The sequence below is a fragment of the Streptomyces sp. AK010 genome, assembly GCF_014207295.1.
Lineage (GTDB): Bacteria > Actinomycetota > Actinomycetes > Streptomycetales > Streptomycetaceae > Streptomyces > Streptomyces massasporeus.
In genome coordinates this window covers 390,109-410,535 of sequence record NZ_JACHCX010000005.1, presented here as the reverse complement: position 1 = coordinate 410,535, position 20,427 = coordinate 390,109, and the positions used below count along the sequence as shown (strand labels likewise).

General features: G+C 72.2%; 21 protein-coding genes and 1 riboswitch. Of the genes, 12 read left to right on the top strand and 9 right to left on the bottom strand.

The genetic code is table 11. The annotated features are described in order from the left end of the window. Positions 1–20: 20 nt before the first annotated feature. From macS to HDC93_RS12995, 3 genes are read left to right on the top strand one after another with little or no spacing between them, the layout of a single operon-like run. Positions 21–1,247 carry a MacS family sensor histidine kinase gene (macS, locus tag HDC93_RS13005; RefSeq protein ID WP_185010262.1) on the top strand — a complete coding sequence of 409 codons (1,227 nt, stop codon included), beginning with the start codon at positions 21–23 and terminating at the stop codon, positions 1,245–1,247. Continuing rightward, positions 1,244–1,933, top strand: a complete 690-nt coding sequence (locus HDC93_RS13000; RefSeq protein WP_185010260.1) for a response regulator transcription factor — start codon at positions 1,244–1,246, stop codon at positions 1,931–1,933. The genes macS and HDC93_RS13000 overlap by 4 nt, the downstream gene beginning before the upstream one ends. A gap of 53 nt (positions 1,934–1,986) precedes the next feature. Next, positions 1,987–3,015 (top strand): 6-phosphofructokinase, encoded by a 1,029-nt coding sequence (locus HDC93_RS12995; RefSeq protein ID WP_185010258.1) that lies wholly within the window; start codon positions 1,987–1,989, stop codon positions 3,013–3,015. 39 nt (positions 3,016–3,054) lie between these two features. On the opposite strand, the gene HDC93_RS12990 is transcribed toward HDC93_RS12995, so the two are convergent. Then, positions 3,055–4,911 (bottom strand): anthranilate synthase family protein, encoded by a 1,857-nt coding sequence (locus tag HDC93_RS12990; protein WP_185010256.1) that lies wholly within the window; start codon positions 4,909–4,911, stop codon positions 3,055–3,057. A 96-nt stretch (positions 4,912–5,007) separates the two neighbouring features. Beyond that, on the bottom strand, positions 5,008–5,064 hold the full coding sequence (locus HDC93_RS39630; RefSeq protein ID WP_078625594.1) for a trp operon leader peptide: 57 nt from the start codon (positions 5,062–5,064) through the stop codon (positions 5,008–5,010). Between the two features lie 96 nt (positions 5,065–5,160). Here HDC93_RS39630 and HDC93_RS12980 point away from each other — a divergent pair, with 96 nt between their 5' ends. Beyond that, entirely contained in the window at positions 5,161–6,513 is a 1,353-nt protein-coding gene (locus HDC93_RS12980; RefSeq protein WP_185010254.1) for a class II 3-deoxy-7-phosphoheptulonate synthase, read from the top strand. Positions 6,514–6,675: 162 nt separating this feature from the next. Then, entirely contained in the window at positions 6,676–6,900 is a 225-nt protein-coding gene (locus HDC93_RS12975) for a bacterioferritin-associated ferredoxin (protein WP_185010252.1), read from the top strand. A gap of 6 nt (positions 6,901–6,906) precedes the next feature. Here the strand turns inward: HDC93_RS12975 and bfr are convergent, their stop codons facing one another. Beyond that, positions 6,907–7,383: a bacterioferritin gene (gene bfr / locus HDC93_RS12970; protein WP_185010250.1), complete on the bottom strand. Its 477-nt coding sequence runs from the start codon at positions 7,381–7,383 to the stop codon at positions 6,907–6,909. Positions 7,384–7,558: 175 nt separating this feature from the next. Between bfr and HDC93_RS12965 the strand changes: the two genes are divergently transcribed. Beyond that, positions 7,559–8,209: a sulfite oxidase-like oxidoreductase gene (locus tag HDC93_RS12965; protein WP_185010248.1), complete on the top strand. Its 651-nt coding sequence runs from the start codon at positions 7,559–7,561 to the stop codon at positions 8,207–8,209. A gap of 43 nt (positions 8,210–8,252) precedes the next feature. On the opposite strand, the gene HDC93_RS12960 is transcribed toward HDC93_RS12965, so the two are convergent. The 5 genes from HDC93_RS12960 to thiO all read right to left on the bottom strand — a co-directional run bounded on the left by HDC93_RS12960 (position 8,253) and on the right by thiO (position 13,396). Beyond that, positions 8,253–9,131, bottom strand: a complete 879-nt coding sequence (locus tag HDC93_RS12960; protein WP_185010247.1) for a deoxyribonuclease IV — start codon at positions 9,129–9,131, stop codon at positions 8,253–8,255. 58 nt (positions 9,132–9,189) lie between these two features. Continuing rightward, on the bottom strand, positions 9,190–11,127 hold the full coding sequence (pknB, locus tag HDC93_RS12955) for a Stk1 family PASTA domain-containing Ser/Thr kinase (RefSeq protein ID WP_185010245.1): 1,938 nt from the start codon (positions 11,125–11,127) through the stop codon (positions 9,190–9,192). 93 nt (positions 11,128–11,220) lie between these two features. Further along, complete coding sequence (locus tag HDC93_RS12950; protein WP_185010243.1) at positions 11,221–12,018, bottom strand: thiazole synthase; 798 nt, start codon at positions 12,016–12,018, stop codon at positions 11,221–11,223. Between the two features lie 2 nt (positions 12,019–12,020). Continuing rightward, complete coding sequence (gene thiS, locus HDC93_RS12945) at positions 12,021–12,221, bottom strand: sulfur carrier protein ThiS (RefSeq protein WP_185010241.1); 201 nt, start codon at positions 12,219–12,221, stop codon at positions 12,021–12,023. After that, the gene (gene thiO, locus HDC93_RS12940) at positions 12,218–13,396 is read right to left on the bottom strand and encodes a glycine oxidase ThiO (protein ID WP_185010239.1); all 1,179 of its coding nucleotides are present in this window, start codon (positions 13,394–13,396) and stop codon (positions 12,218–12,220) included. Before thiO ends, thiS begins: the two co-directional genes overlap by 4 nt. Then, a riboswitch (TPP riboswitch) is annotated at positions 13,394–13,505 on the bottom strand. It overlaps the preceding gene by 3 nt. A gap of 52 nt (positions 13,506–13,557) precedes the next feature. Here thiO and HDC93_RS12935 point away from each other — a divergent pair. From HDC93_RS12935 to HDC93_RS12910, 6 genes are all read left to right on the top strand, one after another. Beyond that, complete coding sequence (locus HDC93_RS12935; RefSeq protein WP_185010236.1) at positions 13,558–13,908, top strand: hypothetical protein; 351 nt, start codon at positions 13,558–13,560, stop codon at positions 13,906–13,908. Between the two features lie 32 nt (positions 13,909–13,940). Next, positions 13,941–15,182: an NAD(P)/FAD-dependent oxidoreductase gene (locus HDC93_RS12930; protein ID WP_185010234.1), complete on the top strand. Its 1,242-nt coding sequence runs from the start codon at positions 13,941–13,943 to the stop codon at positions 15,180–15,182. Between the two features lie 110 nt (positions 15,183–15,292). Beyond that, a complete protein-coding gene (locus tag HDC93_RS12925; protein WP_030848153.1) occupies positions 15,293–15,658 on the top strand; it encodes an Rv2175c family DNA-binding protein in 366 nt (121 codons plus the stop codon). 311 nt (positions 15,659–15,969) lie between these two features. Then, positions 15,970–16,629 (top strand): thiamine phosphate synthase, encoded by a 660-nt coding sequence (thiE, locus tag HDC93_RS12920; RefSeq protein ID WP_185010233.1) that lies wholly within the window; start codon positions 15,970–15,972, stop codon positions 16,627–16,629. A 98-nt stretch (positions 16,630–16,727) separates the two neighbouring features. Beyond that, the gene (gene metF, locus HDC93_RS12915) at positions 16,728–17,651 is read left to right on the top strand and encodes a methylenetetrahydrofolate reductase [NAD(P)H] (RefSeq protein ID WP_185010231.1); all 924 of its coding nucleotides are present in this window, start codon (positions 16,728–16,730) and stop codon (positions 17,649–17,651) included. A 56-nt stretch (positions 17,652–17,707) separates the two neighbouring features. Then, positions 17,708–18,643, top strand: a complete 936-nt coding sequence (locus tag HDC93_RS12910) for a hypothetical protein (RefSeq protein WP_185010229.1) — start codon at positions 17,708–17,710, stop codon at positions 18,641–18,643. A gap of 27 nt (positions 18,644–18,670) precedes the next feature. Here the strand turns inward: HDC93_RS12910 and HDC93_RS12905 are convergent, their stop codons facing one another. Then, on the bottom strand, positions 18,671–20,161 hold the full coding sequence (locus tag HDC93_RS12905; RefSeq protein ID WP_185010227.1) for an NAD(P)/FAD-dependent oxidoreductase: 1,491 nt from the start codon (positions 20,159–20,161) through the stop codon (positions 18,671–18,673). Between the last annotated feature and the right edge of the window lie 266 nt (positions 20,162–20,427).

Genomic DNA, 20,427 nt, shown 5'->3' with positions numbered 1-20,427 from the left:
CGCCGGGGGGGCAGGAGGGAATGGCCAAGCGCGAGCGTGTCCTGAGGATGTCGGTCGAGCAGCCGCTGTGGCGTGCGCTCACCGCCTACCGGGTGCTCACGATGCTGTACGCGGTCGGCTTGTTCGCCACCGCCTACGACGAGTTCGTCCGCCCCTGGGTCGCCGTCGCCTACTACGCCGTGCTGTGCGGCTGGACCCTGGCCACCCTGCCCCGGGTCGCGAACGCGGCCCGCTGCACCAAGCGGTTCCTCGCCGCCGACCTCACCATCGCCGTCACCGGCATCCTGCTCACGACCGTCGCCGACGCGCACGAGCGGGTCCAGGCCGGTGGCCCGACCCTGCCGTCGATATGGACCGCCGGTTCCGTCCTGGCCTTCGCCATCAAGGGCGGCTGGCGCTGGGCGGCCCTCGCCTCCTTGCTGGTGGCTGTCGCCAACCTGGTCGAGCGCGGCAGCCCGGCCCGCGACACCGTCCACAACGTCATCCTGGTCTGCATCGCCTCCGTCGCCATCGGCTACGTCGTGGAGGTCGCCCGGGCCTCCGAGCGCACCCTCGCCCGCGCCCTGGAGATCGAGGCCGCGACGCGCGAGCGGGAGCGCCTCGCCCGGGACATCCACGACAGCGTGCTCCAGGTGCTGGCGATGGTGCAGCGCCGCGGCGCCGTGATCGGGGGGGAGGCGGCCGAGCTGGGCCGGATGGCCGGCGAGCAGGAGGTCGCGCTGCGCACCCTGGTCTCCGGCGGGCTCGTCCCGGTGTCGAGGGTCTCGGAGGACGCCGCCGAGGGCGCCCTCGTCCGGGCCGTCGAGGAGGAGTCGGAGCCGGGCGGTGCCGTCGACCTGCGCGCCCTGCTCGCGCCGTACGCGGGCGCCATGGTCAGCCTCGCCGAGCCCGGCGCGCCCGTGCCGCTGGCCCCGGCCGCCGCCCGGGAGGTGGCCGCCGCCGTCGGAGCGGCCCTGGACAACGTCCGCCGGCACGCCGGTGAGGACGCACGCGCGTGGATCCTGGTCGAGGACGAGCCGGACGAGGTGATCGTCACCGTCCGGGACGACGGACCCGGCATCCCGGAGGGGCGGCTCGTCCAGGCCGAGGGCGAGGGACGGCTCGGCGTCGCCCTGTCGATCCGCGGCCGGCTGCGCGACCTGGGCGGCAGCGCGGAACTGATCACGGTGCCCGGCCAGGGCACGGAGGTCGAGCTGAAGGTACCGAAGGACGTGACGGACACACGGGGGAAGGCGGAGCAGCGATGACGGAGACCAGCTCAGACCGGCAGGACCCGATCAAGGTCATGGTCGTCGACGACCACCCCATGTGGCGCGACGCCGTCGCCCGCGACCTCGCCGAGTCGGGCTTCGAGGTCGTCGCCACCGCCGGCGACGGCGACCAGGCCGTACGCCGCGCCAAGGCCGCCGCACCCGACGTCCTCGTGCTCGACCTGAACCTGCCCGCCAAGCCCGGCGTCCAGGTCTGCAAGGAGGTCGTCGCGGGGAACCCCGCCCTGCGCGTCCTCGTGCTGTCCGCGAGCGGTGAGCACGCCGACGTCCTGGAGGCCGTGAAGTCCGGCGCGACCGGCTATCTGCTCAAGTCCGCCTCCACCGGGGAACTCCAGGACGCGGTCCGCCGCACGGCCGTCGGCGACCCGGTCTTCACCCCCGGCCTCGCCGGGCTGGTCCTCGGCGAGTACCGCCGCCTGGCCTCCGAACCGGGCCCCGCCCCCGACACCGACGAACCCAAGGCGCCGCGGCTCACCGACCGCGAGACCGAGGTGCTGCGTCTGGTCGCCAAGGGCCTGAGCTACAAGCAGATCGCCGAACGCCTGGTCATCTCCCACCGTACGGTGCAGAACCACGTCCAGAACACCCTCGGCAAGCTCCAGTTGCACAACCGCGTGGAACTCGTCAGGTACGCGATAGAGCGCGGGCTCGACGACGAGTGAGGCGCACGTCACACTGACCCTTCGTCAGGCACCTGCGGCGAAGGGACTGTTCCATGCGCGTCGGAGTACTGACCGGAGGCGGCGACTGCCCCGGCCTCAACGCCGTCATCCGGGCCATCGTCCGCAAGGGCGTGCAGGAGTACGGCTATGACTTCACCGGCTTCCGGGACGGCTGGCGAGGACCCATGGAGGGCGACACCGTCCGTCTCGACATCCCCGCCGTGCGCGGCATCCTGCCCCGAGGCGGCACCATTCTCGGCTCCTCGCGGACCAACCCGCTGAAAGTGGAGAACGGCATCCGCCGTATCAGGGAGAACCTCGCCGAGCTGGAGGTCGAGGCGCTCATCGCCATCGGCGGCGAGGACACCCTGGGCGTGGCCGCCCGGCTGTCCGACGAGCACGGCGTGCCCTGCGTGGGCGTACCCAAGACGATCGACAACGACCTGTCCGCCACCGACTACACCTTCGGCTTCGACACCGCCGTCGGCATCGCGACCGAGGCCATCGACCGGCTGCACACCACCGCCGAGTCCCACATGCGCGTCCTGGTCGTCGAGGTGATGGGACGGCACGCCGGCTGGATCGCCCTCCACTCGGGCCTGGCCGGCGGCGCCAACGTCATCCTCATCCCCGAGCAGCGCTTCGACGTCGAGCAGGTGTGCACCTGGGTGACCTCCCGCTTCCGGGCGTCGTACGCGCCGATCGTCGTCGTCGCCGAGGGCGCCGTGCCGAAGGACGGCGACATGGTCCTCAAGGACCAGTCGCTGGACTCCTTCGGGCACGTCCGGCTGTCCGGGGTCGGGGAGTGGCTCGCCAAGGAGATCGAGAAGCGCACGGGCAAGGAGGCCCGCACGACCGTCCTCGGACATGTCCAGCGCGGCGGCACCCCCAGCGCCTTCGACCGCTGGCTCGCCACCCGCTTCGGGCTGCACGCCATCGACTGTGTCCGCGACCGCGACTTCGGCCGGATGGTCGCCCTGCGCGGCACGGACATCGTCCGCGTCCCCATCGCGGACGCCACGGCCCGCCTGAAGACGGTGGACCCGGCGCTGTACGAGGAGGTCGGGGTGTTCTTCGGCTGACCGGGACACGGGTGTCCGGGGGCGGCAGCCCCCGGACGGCTACACGGTCGTGTTGCGCAACCGACCCACCAACTCCCGCACGACAGCCGTGCCGTTCAGCGTCAGGATCGACTCCGGGTGGAACTGCACGCCGGCGAACCCCGGACCGCGCACGGCATGCACCTCCCCGTCCGCAGCCCTGCTGACCTCGACACCGTGCGCCGCCAGCTCCTGCGCCGTCTCGTCGTCGCAACACGCCACGAAGCTGTTGTAGAAGCCGACGGTCTCCCGCCGCCCGAACAGATCGATCTCCGTCTGCGCCCCCTGGTACGGCACGTCCTTGCGCATGATGTCCAGCCCCAGCTCGGCCGCGATCAGCTCGTGCCCGAGGCAGACGCCGAGCACGCCGTGGTTCTCGCCGCGGATCACCTCGGCGGTCAGCGAGCGCAGGAACCGCATCTTCGGATCGGTGAGATCGGCCGGGTCCCCGGGTCCCGGGCCGAGCACGACGGGCCCCTCGTGCGCGAGCACCGCCTCCCGGAGCCCGTCCTCGTCGTACCGCCGGACGGACACCTCGAGGCCGCCCGACCGCAGCACATGCGCGAGCATCGCGGTGAAGGTGTCCTCGGCGTCGACGACCAGGGCGTGTCCGGTGAGCCTCTCGGACTGCTCCTGCATCCGCAGCCAGAAGGGCGCGAGCGACGCCCGGCGTCCGTCGAGGGCGGCACGCACCCGGGGGTCGTCGGCCAGCCGGGGCCGCACGGACTCCTCACGCGGCCTTCCCGGCCGTACGCCCAGCGCCGCCAGCACCCCCGCCGCCTTGGCGTGCGTCTCGGCCACCTCGCCCGCCGGGTCCGAGCCGCGCACGAGGGTCGCGCCGACCGGCACCCGCAGATGCCCGCCCGCGTCGATGTCGGCGGTGCGGATCAGGATGGGGGAGTCGAGGGTCTGGGACCCGCCCGGATCCCGGCCGATCAGGGCCAGCGCCCCGGCGTAGTAGCCGCGCCCGCCGCTCTCGTGCCGCTCGATCACCCGGCAGGCGTTCTGCACCGGCGAGCCGGTGACGGTCGCCGCGAACATGGTCTCCTTCAGCACCTCCCGCACGTCCAGCGAGGAGCGGCCGCGCAGTTCGTACTCGGTGTGCGCGAGATGCGCCATCTCCTTCAGCCGGGGCCCGACCACGACCCCGCCCATGTCACCGACGGTGCACATCATCTTGAGCTCCTCGTCGACGACCATCGACAGCTCCTCGGTCTCCTTGGCGTCGGCGAGGAAGCCGAGCAGGTGCTCGGGGGTGGGCCCCTCGGCGGGGTAGCGATAGGTGCCGCTGATCGGGTTCATGACGACCGTGCCGCCGGACATCCGCACATGCACCTCGGGGCTGGCCCCGACCAGCGTGCGGTCCCCGGTGTGCACGACGAACGTCCAGTACGCCCCCCGCTCGCCCTCCAGCAGCCGCCGGAACAGCGCCAGCGCGTCGGCCCGCCCGAACCCCGGGATCTCGCCCTCGTACGTCCGCCGGATCACGAAGTTCGCGCCCTCGCCCCGCCCGATCTCCTCGCGCAGCACGCGCCCGACGATCTCGCCGTACTCCTCGTCGGCGACATCGAAGGCGCCGTCCTCGACGCGCACCTCGTGCGCCGGGAGCTGCTCCAGGGCCTCGGCCAGCGGGACGCCGTACGACTCCTCGGGCGTGAGGGCCAGCAGGGGCGTGCCGTCGTCGCGGACGTCGAAGCCGCGCTCACGGATCTGCCGGAAGGGCACCAGCGCGAGGCTCCGGTCGGGCAGGTCGGCGAGGCGGTCGTGCGGGGCGACCGGGCCGACCAGGACCTCCACCAGGTCCTGGTCGTGGCCCGGGGTGCGGCGGCGCAGCAGGGCGAACGGACGGGGGTCGTCCAGCAAGCCGAGCAGGTTCATGGGTCCGTACTCCATCTCGGTGAGAGAGGAACGGACCCCGGGAAACGCCGAAGGCCGCCCCTCGGGCGGCCTTCGCGAAGTCTTGAGTACGCGCAGTCAGCGGGCCGCCGGATGAGCGGTCCACCACCAGGTCTGGGTCGAATGCGCGAACATGCGACGCACCCTACCCCACGTTCGAGGAGCGTACGCCGTGTCTCAATTGCTGGGCATGGGTCAGGGCGCCCGACACGACCCCGTAATGTTGAGGTCGTGACCGTGAACGCTAAGACCAGCGCGAGTGCTGGCAACACCTGGCGAGACCTGCCCGCGGCGCAGCAGCCCGAGTACCCCGACACCGAGGCTCTGCGCGCAGTCGTCGCGGAGCTGGAGTCGTATCCGCCGCTCGTCTTCGCGGGCGAGTGCGACCAGCTGCGCGCCCGGATGGCGTCCGTCGCCAAGGGAGAGGCGTTCCTCCTCCAGGGCGGCGACTGCGCCGAGGCCTTCGACGCGGTGTCCGCCGACCACATCCGCAACAAGCTGAAGACGCTGCTCCAGATGGGCGCCGTGCTCACGTACGCCGCGTCCGTGCCGGTCGTGAAGGTCGGCCGGATCGCCGGCCAGTACTCCAAGCCGCGCTCCAAGCCGACCGAGACCCGCGACGGCGTGACGCTGCCGACCTACCGCGGCGACTCCGTCAACGGCTTCGACTTCACCGAGGCCGCGCGCGTCCCGGACCCCGAGCGGCTGAAGCGGATGTACCACGCGTCCGCCTCCACGCTGAACCTGGTGCGCGCCTTCACCACCGGCGGTTACGCCGACCTGCGCCAGGTGCACGCCTGGAACCAGGACTTCGTGAGGTCGTCCCCGTCGGGTCAGCGCTACGAGCAGCTGGCGCGCGAGATCGACAACGCGCTGAACTTCATGCACGCCTGCGGGACCGACCCGGAGGAGTTCAAGACGGTCGAGTTCTACGCCTCGCACGAGGCGCTGCTGCTCGACTACGAGTCGGCGCTGACCAGGGTCGACTCGCGCACGGGGCAGCTGTACGACGTCTCCGGGCACATGGTGTGGATCGGTGAGCGCACCCGGCAGCTGGACCACGCGCACATCGAGTTCGCCTCGAAGATCCGCAACCCGATCGGCATCAAGCTGGGCCCGACGACGACGGCCGAGGACGCGCTTCAGTACATCGACCGTCTCGACCCGGACCGCGAGCCGGGCCGGCTGACCTTCATCGTCCGCATGGGCGCCGACAAGGTCCGCGACAAGCTCCCCGAGCTGGTCGAGAAGGTCACCGCCTCCGGTACCACCGTCGCCTGGATCACCGACCCGATGCACGGCAACACCTACGAGGCGGCGTCCGGGCACAAGACCCGCCGCTTCGACGACGTGCTCGACGAGGTCAAGGGCTTCTTCGAGGTCCACAAGGCCCTCGGCACCCACCCGGGCGGCATTCACGTGGAGCTCACCGGCGACGACGTCACCGAGTGCGTGGGCGGCGGCGACGAGATCTTCGTCGACGACCTGCACCAGCGCTACGAGACGGCCTGCGACCCGCGGCTCAACCGCAGCCAGTCGCTCGACCTGGCGTTTCTCGTGGCCGAGATGTACAGGGACCAGTAACGGGTCCGCCTGTTACCGGAGCATGGACTGGGGCGCGGATCACACGATCCGCGCCCCTCTCCACTTTTCCGCTCCGGACCCGGCGGGTAAGGTTAGGTTAGCCTCACCGATCAACGGGGACGGCGCACCCGAGAAAGAACGACCCGTCGGGAGGTGAACCGCGTGTACGTCTGCAGTTGTTTCGGGATCACCGAGCAGCAGGTCAAGCAGCACGCGGACGGCGGCGCCTGCACCCCCCGCCAGATAGCCTCCGCCTGCAAGGCGGGTACGGACTGCGGGTCCTGTGTGCGCCGCATCCAGGCGATCCTGGGCAGGGGAGCCTGCCCTCGCCGTGACCTGGCCGACCAGGGCCGGCCGGTGCTCTCGGACCTCGAAGACGCCGCCTGACCCCGGCTAGCTCGGCTGCTCGATCTGCTGCGCGATGTACAGCGCCTCGCCGAGCTTGTCGATCAGCTCCAGCTGCGTGTCCAGATAGTCGATGTGGTGTTCCTCGTCCTCGAGGATCGACTCGAAGAGGTTCGCGGACGTGATGTCGCCCTTGGCGCGCATCACCTCGATGCCGCGCTTGAGCCGGTCGATCGCCTCGACCTCGACCTGCCGGTCCGCCTGGAGCATCTCGGTGACCGTCTGGCCGACCCGTACGTGGAAAAGTCGCTGGTAGTTCGGCAGGCCGTCCAGCATGAGGATGCGCTCGGTGATCTTGTCCGCGTGCTTCATCTCATCGATGGACTCTTCACGCGTGTACTTGGCGAGCTTGGTCCAGCCTTTGTTGTCCTGGATCCGGTAGTGCAGCCAGTACTGGTTGATCGCCGTCAGCTCGCCGGTCAACTGCTCGTTGAGGAATTCGAGGACCTCGGGGTCGCCCTGCATCGCAGAGGCTCCTTCCGCGCGGGGGAACTGGCAGGTTGCGCCGCATGATTCCACTGGTGAAGAAGATCGTCCAGTAAGTCTCCACTTAGTAAGTAAGGGCATGCTTAGTTGAGTTTGTCCCGTTTTGGAGTGGGCCGGGTCAGGGGCATCACCCGGGGTCTGTCAGGATGGAGTCATGGGTCAGCCGCTGGAACACGAATCGGGAGAAGGGCGCGATCCAGCAGGAGCGACGCAGCCCGACCTGCCCCCGGGACAGCGGCTGCAACGCGGCTGGCCGGTCACGCACTACGGCCCCGTCCCCAAGTTCCGGCCCGAGCGCTGGGAGTTCCGGGTCTTCGGCGCCACCGCCGACGGCGGCAAGCACTGCTGGACCCACGAGGAGTTCACGGCCCTGCCCCACACCACCGTCGTGGCCGATCTGCACTGCGTCACGAAGTTCAGCATGCTGGGCGCCGAGTGGGTCGGCATCCCCGCGCGCACGCTCCTCGAGCTGGCCCCGCCCGCGGACGACGTCACCCATGTGATGGTGTGGGCCGAGTACGGATTCAGCTCCAACCTCCGGCTCTCCGACTTCGCCGGCGATCAGGTCATCTTCGCCACCCACAAGGACGGTGAGCTGCTCACCGCCGAGCACGGTTTCCCCCTGCGCCTGATCGTTCCCCACCTCTACGCCTGGAAGGGCCCCAAGTGGGTGCGCGGTGTGGAGTACATGACCGCCGACCGGCGTGGGTTCTGGGAGGAGCGGGGCTACCACAACATCGGCGACCCGTGGCAGGAGCAGCGCTACTCGTACCAGGAGCTGCCCGGGGACGGGCCCGACCTCTGACGGACCGGCCGTCGCCGACGGACCCCGGTCGCGAGGGGCGGGCTCAGCCCTCGCGCAGCTTCTTCAGCCGCTCCACGTCGGCCGCGTGCCCCTGCTTGCCGCCCGGCGTCTCGATGATCAGCGGCACGCCCTCGGTCGCGGGGTGCGTCATCAGGGCCCGGAACGGGTCCTCGCCGATGTGGCCGACGCCGATGTTCTCGTGCCGGTCCTTGTGGGCGCCCACCACGTCCTTGGAGTCGTTGGCGTGGATCAGCTTCAGCCGGCCCTCGCCGACCGTGTCCACCAGCAGGTCCAGCGTCCGGTGCATGCCGGCGGGGCCGGTCAGGTCGTGCCCGGCCGCGAAGATGTGGCAGGTGTCCAGGCACACCCCGAGCATCGGGTGGGCGTCCAGCGCCTCGAAGTACGGGCCGAAGTCCCACGTCCGCGAGCACAGGGAGGCGCCCTGGCCCGCGGTCGACTCCAGCAGCAGGAACGGGTCGTCGTCGTGGGTCAGCTCGTCCAGCAGTGGCAGCAGGTGTTCCCGCACCTGCTTCAGCGCCACCGACCGCTCCCGGCCACCGGTCGCGCTGCCGGTGTGCACGACCACGCCCAGCGCGCCGATCTCCCGCCCGCGCCGCAGCGAGTGCCGCAGCGACTCCACCGACCGCTCCACGGTCGCCTCGGTGTGCGAGCCGAAGTTGATCAGGTAGGGAGCGTGCACATAGGCCGGGACCGACTCGGCCGCGCACGCCGCGCGGAACGCCTCGTCCTGCTTGGGGTTTCCGGTCGGCGTGGCCCAGCCGCGCGGATTGGCGACGAAGACCTGGACGGCCTCCGCCTTCAGGTCACGGGCGTACGACAGGCCTACGGAATGGAGCCCACCGGCGACGGGGACGTGGCCGCCCACCGGGTTGCGGGAGGCGCCGGACAGCTGACTGTTCACCCGTTCAGGGTGTCATGTGTCCGGCCCTGCTCCGTCCACGGGCTCCCGCCCGCCGTCGTCACCTGATCTTGATGGTGATCGTCGAGCCCTTGGGCGCGGTCCGGCCGCCCTCCACGGACTGGCTCTTGACCTCGTCGCCGAAGATGCCGAACAGCCCGCGGTCCTCGTCGACCTCGAACCCGGCGCCCTCCAGCGCCTGCCTGGCATCGTCGACGCTGTCGCCGACCACGTCCGGGACCTCGATCATCTCGGGGCCCTTGGACAGCGTCAGTGTCACGGTGTCGCCCTCGGCCGCGGGGCCGCCGGACGTCGGCGACTGGCGGACGACCTGGCCCTTGTCGTACTCGGAGGAGGTGATCCGCTCGGTGGCGATCTTCACCTTGAGGCCGGCCTCCGTCAGTTCCGACCTCGCGTCGGCCTCGTCCGAGCCGGTGACGTCGGGGATGTCGATGCGGGCGCCCTTGCTGACGACCAGCGCGACACCCGTGCCCGCGCGCACCTTCGTGCCGTCCGCCGGGCGCGCGGTGATCACCGAACCGCGCGGCACGTCCTCGCTGAACTCCCGGGTGACCATGCCCGGCTCCAGCCCGTCCTCCTTCAGCAGGCTCCGCGCCTTGTCCAGCTTCCGGCCGGCCAGGGCGGGCACCCGCACGGTCTCGGGGCCGTCGGAGACGGTGATGCCCACCGCGTCGTTGCCGCGGATGCGCGTCCCGGCCTTCGGGTCGCTGCTGATGATCTGGCCGCGCTCCACGGTGTCGCTGTAGGCGTGCTTCACCTTGCCGAGCTCGAGACCGGCGTCCTGCAGCCGGTCCTCCGCCTGCTGCTGGGTCTTCGCCAGCAGCGGGGGGACCTCGGTGAACTGGCCGGAGTTGATGTACCAGATGCCGGCGCCGAGGCCGAGCACGAGCAGGACGGCGACGACGATCGCCGCCGGGCCGCGCCGGGAGCCCGAGCGGCGCCGGGTCGGCGGGGGCGGCGGCGGGGACGCGAAGCGGCTGGTGCGGTCGAGGGCGGCCCCAATGGCCTCGTCGTCCTCGTTGACCGGCAGGGGCCGCGGCGTGGTCAGGGCGCGTGGGATCACGGTCGTCCGGTCGTCGCCGTTGTCGTGGTCCACCGCGCGCGCCTGCGGCGGCACCGCGTCCAGCTGGTCCTCGCTCAGCCGGCCGCGTCCGTCACGGACCTGCGCGAGCAGCGCGACCGCGTCGTACGGGCGGACGGCCGGGGTGCGGGCCGTCGCCGAGGCGACCATCTCGTCCAGCTCGTACGCCATGCCGGGCACGGCGGCCGAGGGCGGGGGCACGTCCTCGTGCAGGTGCTTGTAGAGGATCACGGCGGGGGAGTCCCCGTCGTGCGGTTTGTCGCCGGTCAGCATCTCGTACAGCATCACGCCGCAGGCGTACACGTCGACGCGGGGATCGGCGGTGCCGTCCTCTATCTGCTCCGGGGCGAGGTACGAGACCGTGCCGAGGACGGTGCCGGTGGTGCTCGTCACCGTGTCCACGGCCCGGACGAGGCCGAAGTCGGCGACCTTGACCCGGCCGTCGTCCCCTATCAGGACGTTCTCGGGCTTCATGTCGCGGTGCACGAACCCGGCGCGGTGCGCGGCGCCCAGCGCGGCCAGCACCGGCTCCAGGATGTCCAGCGCGGCCCGCGGCTGCAGGGCCCCGCGCTCGCGCAGCACGTCCCGCAGGGTGCAGCCCGCCACGTACTCCATCGCCAGGTACACGTACGAGCCGTCGTTGCCCTGGTCGAAGACCTGCACCACGTTCGGGTGGGCCAGCCGGGCCACGGACTTCGCCTCGCGGATGAACCGCTCGACGAACGAGGCGTCGACCGCGAGCGAGGGGTGCATCACCTTGAGCGCGAGGACCCGGTCGAGCCGGGTGTCCACGGCCCGGTAGACCGTGGCCATCCCGCCGACCGCGATCCGCGAATCGATGCGATACCGGCCGTCGAGCACCTGCCCGACCAAGGGGTCCTGAAGGGTCGTGTCCACGCAGGCGAGTGTACGAGCCGACACCGACAGCTCTCCCGCCCCGCTCTTTTTCGGGGCGCGACTGCAGCCGACCTGTGACGTGTGGACGGGCCCCTATTGGAAAGCGGGTCGCTCCGGGTCCAGGGCGGCCATGCCCTCCGTCGGCGACGACGCCTCCGCGAAATGCCGCCGAGGGATACGCCCGGCCCGATAGGCCAGCCGTCCCGCCTCCACCGCGTGCCGCATCGCGTCGGCCATCAGCACCGGCTCCTGCGCCCGCGTCACCGCCGAGGCGAGCATCACACCCGCGCACCCCAGCTCCATCGCCAGTGCCGCGTCCGAGGCCGTACCCGCGCCCGCGTCCAGGATCACCGGCACGCGCGCGTGCTCCACGATCAGCTGGAAGTTGTGCGGGTTGCGGATCCCCAGCCCGGAGCCGATCGGCGAACCCAGCGGCATGATCGCCGCGCAGCCCACGTCCTCCAGTCTCCGGGCCAGCACCGGGTCGTCGTTGGTGTACGGCAGCACCGTGAACCCGTCGTCGACCAGGGTCTCGGCCGCCTCCAGCGTCTCGATCGGGTCCGGCAGCAGCGTGCGCTCGTCGGCGATGACCTCCAGCTTGACCAGGTCGGTGCCGAGGGCCTCGCGCGCGAGACGGGCCGTGAGGACGGCCTCGCCGGCCGTGAAGCAGCCCGCCGTGTTGGGCAGCACCCGGATGCCGAGCTTGTCGAGGACGGACAGCACCGAGCCGTGCACCGAGGCGTTCACCCGGCGCATCGCGACGGTCGTCAGCTCCGTCCCCGAGGCGACGAGCGACCGCTCCAGCACATCCAGGCTGGGCGCCCCGCCCGTGCCCATGATCAGCCGGGACGAGAACGACGTACCACCGAGGACGAACGGATCGTCGGCCATGGTCAGCCTCCCTGGACGGCGGTGAGGACTTCCACGCGGTCTCCCTCGGCCAGGGGCGTGGCGGGCCACCGCGTGCGCGGGACGACGGTTTCGTTGAGGGCGGCGGCCACGCCCGAGGGCGAGGCGGTGAGCGACCTCACGACGGTGTCGAGAGCCGTGCCGGGCAGGACGTCCCGGGGCTCGCCGTTGACGGAGATGTTCATGCGGGCTGCTCCGAGAGTGCGGTGGCGGGACTGAAGCGCTTCGGGGTGAAGGGGCGTGCCTCCTCGGGGAGTTCGCCCGTCGCCAGGACGTGCGCCATGGCGTCGCCGGTCACCGGCGTGAGCAGGACGCCGTTGCGGTAGTGGCCGGTGGCCAGCAGCAGCCCCTCCAGACCGGTCGGGCCCAGCAGCGGCGCGTTGTCGGGGGAGCCGGGCCGCAGACCGGCCCGGGTCTCGGTGAGCGGCAGCTCGGTGATGCCCGGGACCAGCTCGTGCGCGTCCCGCAGCAGCTCGTACACGCCGCCCGCGGTCACGGTCGTGTCCCAGCCCAGCTCCTCGCTGGTCGCCCCGACGACGAGCTCGCCGCTCGCGCGCGGCACCAGGTAGACGTGGCTGCCGCGCACCATCGCGCGCACGGTCCGGCTCAGGAACGGCCCGTGCCGCTGCGGCATGGTCAGCCGCAGGACCTGCCCCTTCACCGGTCGCACGGGAGGCAGCACGTCCTGCGGGACTCCCGCGAGCCGCCCGCTGAGGCTGCCCCCGGCGAGCACCACCTGCCCGGCGGCCACCTCGGTCCCGTCGGCCAGGACGACACCCGTGGCCCGGTCCCGGACGACGGTCAGCCGCTCCGCCCATGCCCGGTGGACCACCACGCCCGCCCGCTCGCCCGCGGCGACCAGCGCCCCGGCCAGCCGTCGCGGGTCGATCTGGTGATCGCCGTCGACCCGCAGCCCGCCGCGCACACCCGGCGCGAGCATCGGCTCCAGGCGCCGGCACTCGCGCCCCGACAGCCACTGCGACTCCAGCCCCGACTGCTGCTGCAGGGCGTGCAGTTCGCGCAGGTGGGCCCGGTCGTCGGCGTCCAGGGCCACGGCGAGCGTGCCGCAGCGGCGATAGCCGAGGTCCTGGCCGGTCAGCTCGGTGAGCTCGGCGGCGAAGTCCGGGTAGCGGCGGGCCGAGGCGAGGTTCAGGCCGAGCAGGGTCTGCTCGCCGTAGTGCAGTTCCGTGACGGCGGCCAGCATGCCGGCCGCGACCTGTGCGGCTCCGCCGCCGGGCTCGGGGTCCACGAGGGCGGTGGTGAACCCGCGTTGCGCGGACCGCCAGGCCGTGACCAGGCCGATGATCCCGCCCCCGATGACCAAAACATCTGATGGTGTGGACGTGGACGTAGGCGACATGGGCGTCCAGCCCCTCCCTTCGCCGGCATGACCCGGATCAGGTTCGTACGGTCGGAGGCCGCCAGCCTCCCTCTCAGCCCGGTGCGTCCGGGCTCCCGCGAGTGCTTTACGTTGGCCACCCTAGCCCGATGCCGTAGCCCGCAGTAAGGGAGCCTCCGTCCATGGCCCGATCCCTCGACGGTCTCGTCCTCGCCCCGGTCGCCGACCAGGCACCTGGTCAGGTGGGCACCCGCACCCGGTTCACGTACCACGAGCGGCAGGGCGAGATCTGGGCCGAGTACACGGGCGGCGACGTCGTACGCGGGCATCTCGTGGGTACCCGGAAGGGTGACCGGCTGGACTTCCGGTACGTCCAGCTCAAGCGGGACGGCACCACCTCCTCGGGGCACTGCGTCTCGACGGTCGTGGAGCTGCCCGACGGGCGGGTGCGGCTGGAGGAGACCTGGGAGTGGGAGTCCCAGCGGGGCGAGGGCACGAGCGTTGTGGAGCAGGTCACGGCGCATGAGCACTGACTGACAATGCGTCAGGTGTCTATGGTGATCAGGTGAGCGAGCAGACGCAGCAACCAGGTTCGTCCGCGCCGCGGCGCGTCGTCGTGGCGGGCGCGGGCATGGCCGGGGTGCAGACCGCCGTCGCCCTGCGCGAGCAGGGATTCGCCGGGGACGTGATCCTGATCGGCGCAGAGCCCCACCAGCCCTACGACCGGCCCCCGTTGTCCAAGGCCGTCCTGCTCGGCAAGTCCGAGGGCTCCGCCTTCGACGTCGACTTCGAAGCCCTCGGCATCGAACTGCGGCTGGGCTGCGAGGTACTGGGCCTGCGCCCCGCCGACCACGAGCTCGACACCGAGGACGGGCCCGTGCCCTACGACGTCCTGGTCGTCGCGACCGGCGCCGAACCGGTCCGGCTGCCGGGCGCGGAAGGCGTGCCCGGCGTGCATCTGCTGCGCACCCTGGACGACGCCGAGCGGCTGCGGCCGGTGCTGGCCCGCCCGCACGACATCGTGGTCGTCGGCGCGGGCTGGATCGGCGCGGAATTCGCCACGGCCGCGCGCGAGGCGGGCTGCGCGGTGACCGTCGTCGAGGCCGCCGAACGGCCCCTCGCCGGGGCACTGCCCGCCGAGGTCGCCGCCCCGATGGCCGGCTGGTACGCCGACGCGGGCGCGGTCCTGCGCACCCACGCGCGCGTGGCGCACGTGGAGCCCGGTGCCGTTGTCCTCGACGACGGCTCGCGACTGCCCGCGGACGCGGTCGTCGTCGGCATCGGCGCCCGCCCCGCCACGGCCTGGCTGGCCGGCTCCGGGATCGAGCTGGGCACCCACGGCGAGATCGTGGCCGACGAGCATCTGCGCTCCACCGCTGTGGACGTGTACGCGGTGGGCGACTGCGCCTCCTTCCCCTCCGGGCGCTACGGCGAGCGTCTGCTGGTCCACCACTGGGACAACGCACTCCAGGGGCCGCGCACGGTGGCCCTGAACATCGTCGGCCGGGCCGCGGGGGAGGCGCCGGCGGTGTACGACCCGGTGCCGTACTTCTGGTCCGAGCAGTTCGGGCGGTTCGTCCAGTACGCCGGGCACCACGCGCACGCGGACACGACCCTGTGGCGGGGCGACCCCTGCGGACCGGCCTGGACGGTGTGCTGGCTGCGCGGGGAGCGGCTGGTCGCGCTGCTGGCGGTCGGCCGGCCACGGGATCTGGCGCAGGGCCGCCGCCTGATCGAGTCGGGTGTCCCGATGAACCCGGTGCTGCTGACGGATCCGGCCAGGCCCCTGAAAGCGGCCACGGCGTAGGTGCCCGGGCCGTCGCGGGGCCGCCGGGCGGCGCTGATGAGGAGGGGCGCGGCAACCCGGCCGGACCGAGCCGACTTCCGACTGTCAGTGGTAAATGGCAGGCTGGTGCCGTGACCGAGATTGACGCAAAGATCGATGCTCTCGTCCCCGCCTGGCTCACCCTCCCCGACATCGCCGAGCAGTTCGGCGTCGAGGTGACGCGTGTGCGGCAGCTGGTCAAGGACGGCCAGCTCATCGCCGTACGCCGTGGTGAGAACCGCGCGCTGCACGTCCCCGCCGCCTTCATCGACGGGGACAAGGTCGTCAAGGGCCTGTCCGGGACCCTGACGCTCCTGCGGGACGACGGCTTCACGGACGAAGAGATGCTGGAGTGGCTCTTCACCCCGGACGACAGCCTGCCCGGCACCCCCGCGCAGGCGCTCAGCGAGAACCGCGGCACGGAGGTGAAGCGCCGCGCCCAGGCGCTCGCGGTCTGACCCGGCCGCGACGGGACAACCGTCCGGTGCCGTGCGAGCGGGGCCGGACCTGAACAACCGCCCGATGTCGGGCCGTGACCCGAGAGGTCACGGCCCGGGGGTGACTCGCGCCCGTTCCGGCCCGGTGGGGAGACGTAAGGTGCCCAAGGCGTTCGCCCAAGGGCAGAGGAGCTCCCGCGTCGCACGCCCGGCAGCCGGGTGCTCCAGCACCCGGGAGCCGCCTGCCCGGCAGCCAGGTGCTCCGGACCCGGGACCCACCGACCCGCGGGCGCGTCCGCACCCGCACGCCACCGACACCCTGGGGGACACGCATGACCGGCACCGCGGCCGCCACCGCACGGGCCCAGCTCGCCGACGCCCGCGTCTACCTCTGCACCGACGCGCGCAAGCGGCAGGGCGACCTCGGGGACTTCCTCGACGCCGTGCTGTCCGGCGGCGTCGACATCGTGCAGCTGCGGGACAAGGGCATGGAGGCCGGTGAGGAGCTGGAGCACCTGGCCGTCCTCGCCGACGCCTGTGCCCGGCACGGCAAGCTGCTCGCGGTCAACGACCGGGCGGACGTCGCCCACGCCGCCGGCGCCGACGTCCTGCACCTCGGCCAGGGTGACCTCCCGGTCCCCGCGGCCCGCGCGCTCCTCGGCGACGACGTCCTGATCGGCCGTTCCACCCACGCCGAGTCCGAGGCCGCCGCGGCCGCCGTCCAGCAGGGCGTGGACTACTTCTGCACCGGCCCGTGCTGGCCGACCCCCACCAAGCCCGGCCGCCACGCCCCCGGCCTGGACCTCGTCCGCTACACCGCCGGCCTCGGCACCGACCGCCCCTGGTTCGCCATCGGCGGCATCGACCTCGGCACCCTCGACCAGGTGCTGGAAGCGGGCGCCCGGCGCGTGGTCGTCGTACGGGCGATCACCGAGGCCGACGACCCGGGGTCCGCGGCGGCCGAGTTCGCGAAGCGGCTGCGGGGGGCGTAGTTACGACGGTTTGTCCAAGGGATGGACAACAAGAGGACAATCCGGGCAAATGTCGGCCCCCGGTTGGGGGACCGACCGCCCCTGGCTAACCTGCCGGTATGGCCCTCGGCACCGCATCCATCAGGTCGGACCACGCTCGCACCGTCCGCGACATGCTCGCAGGCGGCAAAACGACGTACTCGTTCGAGTTCTACGCCCCCAAGACCCCGAAGGGCGAGCGGAACCTGTGGAACGCGCTGCGCCGGGTCGAGGCCGTGGCGCCCGACTTCGTCTCCGTCACCTACGGCGCGGGCGGTTCCACCCGCGCAGGCACGGTCAAGGCGACCGAGGCGATCGCCTCCGACACCACTCTCACCCCGATCGCCCACCTCACCGCGGTCGACCACTCGGTGGCCGACCTGCGCAACATCATCGGCCAGTACGCCGACGCCGGGATCCGCAACATGCTCGCCCTGCGCGGCGACCCGCCCGGCGACCCGATGGGCGACTGGGTGCCGCACCCCCGGGGCCTGGCCTACGCCGCCGAACTCGTCGAGCTGATCAAGGCCTCCGGCGACTTCTGCGTGGGCGTCGCCGCCTTCCCGGCGATGCACCCGCGCTCCGCCGACTGGGACGCCGACGTGCGCCACTTCGTCGACAAGTGCCGGGCGGGCGCGGACTACGCCATCACGCAGATGTTCTTCCAGCCGGAGGACTACCTCCGGCTGCGCGACCGGGTCTCGGCCGCCGGCTGTGACACCCCGATCATTCCCGAGGTCATGCCGATCGCGAGCGTGAAGACGCTGGAGCGGATCGGGTCGCTCACCAACGCCGCGTTCCCGCCTGCCCTGAAAGAGCGGATCCTCACAGCAAAAGACGATCCGGCCGCTGTACGCTCCATTGGGATCGAATTCGCCACGGAGTTCTGTGCGCGGCTGCTCGCCGAGGGCGTGCCCGGCTTGCACTTCATCACGCTCAACAACTCCACCGCAACACTCGAGATCTACGAGAACCTGGGCCTGCACCACTCACCGCAGGCCTAGACCGTTCGCACCGGTATACGACACACTGCGTAACGGCCACTGTGAGAGGGGCGTACATGGGCTGGGCGGTCCTCTACATCGCGTTCGGCATCGTCGCGCTGTGGCTGCTGGGCGAGGTGCTGCTGCAGTACAAGGCGCGGCTGCGCTGGCGCCTGCTGGCCTTCGTCGGGTTCCTCGGTGTCGTCGTCGGTGTCCTGATCCCGTCGGTCGTCGTGATCGGACTGGGCGCGGCCGCCTTCGCGGTCGGGCAGACGTACGTGACCCTGTCGTTCCGCAGCGGCTTCGCGGCCGGCTGGGCGATGAACGCTCCCGCGCTGGGCGGCAGCAAGCGCCGCCGCGGTCAGCGGGTCCGCCAGGAGCCGACCCTCGAGGTCTCCGGCCTGGAGGCCGAGGGCGGCTACGACGACGGGGCCGCCGGCGCCTACCGCCGCGACCCCGCCGCCTACGGCCAGGACGACGACTACGACCGCGACGACGTCTTCACCCCCGCCCGCCCCGCCCACGACCCGACGGCCGCCGAGACCACGGCCGTCCACGAGCCGCAGCCCGTGCCCGAGGACACCGGTTCCTACGGCTCCTACGACAACGGGTACCAGGCCGGGGGCCAGCAGGCCCAGGACCAGTACGCGGCCCAGGCTGCGGACCAGTCGTACTCCTACGACTACTCCGGCTACGGCCAGCAGCAGGGCTACGACGCCACGGGCCGGCAGCAGTACGCCGCCTACTCCGACCCGTACATCGGCTCCTCGAACTACGGCCAGGGCTACGACGCCACGTACGGCGACCAGCAGTACTACGCCCAGCAGGGCTACACGCAGGAGCAGTACACCGGCACCTACCCCGGCGAGACCCCGCCCGGCGGGGTGTGGGTCCCGCAGCAGCGCAACACCGACGAGTACGGGCAGGAACTGCCGCCGGAGCAGCCGTACCCGTACCAGGGCGGCGGGCAGCAGCCGCAGGGGAACGGCTTCGACGAGCAGTACCGTTTCTGAAGCCCGGCCCACGCCGGGACGGCGCGCTCACTGAGAGCCGCGGAACTCCGGCCCTTCCACGATCAGTCCCGCGACCAGCGCGCCCGACATGCCCGCGTGCGGCAGTCCGCCGCCGGGGTGGGTCCAGCCGCCCACGGTGAACAGACCGGGCACCCGCGTGCTGTTGGACGGGTGCAGCAGCCGTCCCCCGGCCGCCGCCAGGGCGGGCACGGGCACCGCCCCGCCCTCCGCGCCCGTCGCGTCCGCGATGTCGGCCGGGGTGCGCACCTCGTGCCACAGGAGGCGGTCCCGCAGGCCGGGGACGGCCCGCTCGGCGACGGTGATCACGTCGTCGGTGAGGTCGTCGCCGGACCGGTCGAGCCGGACGGGCACCACCGTCGTCAGGGTGACCGACTCGTGGTCCTCCGGAGCGAGTCGCGGGTCGTCGGGCCGCAGAACCGTGACCGTGGGGTGCGGGTCCCGCGCCGCCGTGCCGAAGAGGGCGTCCAGCTCCGCGTCACGGTCGCGCGCATGGACCACCGTGCGGTGTGCCGTGCCCTCGGGGCGGGCGCCGCGCAGGGCGAGCAGCACGGTCAGCCGGCTGGCCGCGGCGGGCTGTGGCGGCACCTCTCCGTCGCCCCGCACCGGGGTCCCCTCCGTCAGCCGGTCCAGGACGCCCGGCGCGACACCGGCCACCACGAAGTCCGCCTCCGCGACCGCCCCGTCGGCGAGTTCCACCCCCGACGCCCGGCCGTCCTTCTCCAGCACACCGGTGACCTCGGCGCCGAAGTGAAACTCGACCTTCCGGGCCAGACACCGCTCGTACACCGCCCGCGCCAGCTCGCGCAGGCCGCCGCGCACGTACCAGGTGCCGAAGGCGTGCTCCACGTACGGCAGCACGACCGCGCTCGCCGGGGTGACCCGGGGATCCAGGCCGTGGCCGAGGGCGTGACTCTCCAGAAGCGCCGTGAGCCGCGGGTCGCGCAGCTCCCAGGCGCCGATCTCGGCGAGGGTGGCGGCCCGGCGGGTGCGCAGCAGCCGCTTGTGGGGCACCGACGGATAGGGCTCACGCTCGGCCAGCACCTGCCAGTTCGGCCACAGCGGCTCCTCCAGCAGCGGTCGGCGGGTCCGGTCCCAGGCCTCGCGGGCCCGGACCAGGAAGTCGCCCCAGCGCTTCCCGGCGTCCGCGCCCAGCGCCTCGTCCAGGGCGGCCACGACGCCCGCGCGGGAGGCGTTCGGCAGCGACACCTGCGTGCCGTCCGCGAACACGTGCCGGGACGACGGGTCGACCTGGACCAGCTCGACGCAGGACTCCAGCGGCTCCTTGCCCGTCTTGACGAACAGGTCGCGGTAGACGGCCGGCAGCGGCAGCAGGCCGGGGCCCGTGTCGAAGGAGAACCCCTCGTGCTCGAAGCGGCGCAGCGCTCCGCCGTATGTGTCCGTCCGCTCGTACACCGCCACCCGGTGGCCCGCCGCGGCCAGCCGGGCGGCAGCCGCCAGCGCGCCCATCCCTGCGCCGATCACCGCAATCCGTGCCATGCCGGCGACTTTATCGGCCGCCACCGACAACCCCGGCCCGCGGCCTTGCGAGTACGGGCGCGGAGGCGAACGTGACCAGGCGGCGGCCATGCGTCGTGAGGCCCCGTGCGCAGGACTGAGTACGCATACCTAGCCGGGGAGTTGAGTACGCGCGCGGATGGGGGACGAGCCGCGCGGACGAGAGAGTGGAGGCACGGAGAGGGGCACGGCTCCGGCACCGGCGACACGGGGCGCCGGAACGGAGCCGGCCCACGATCCGCTCCTTC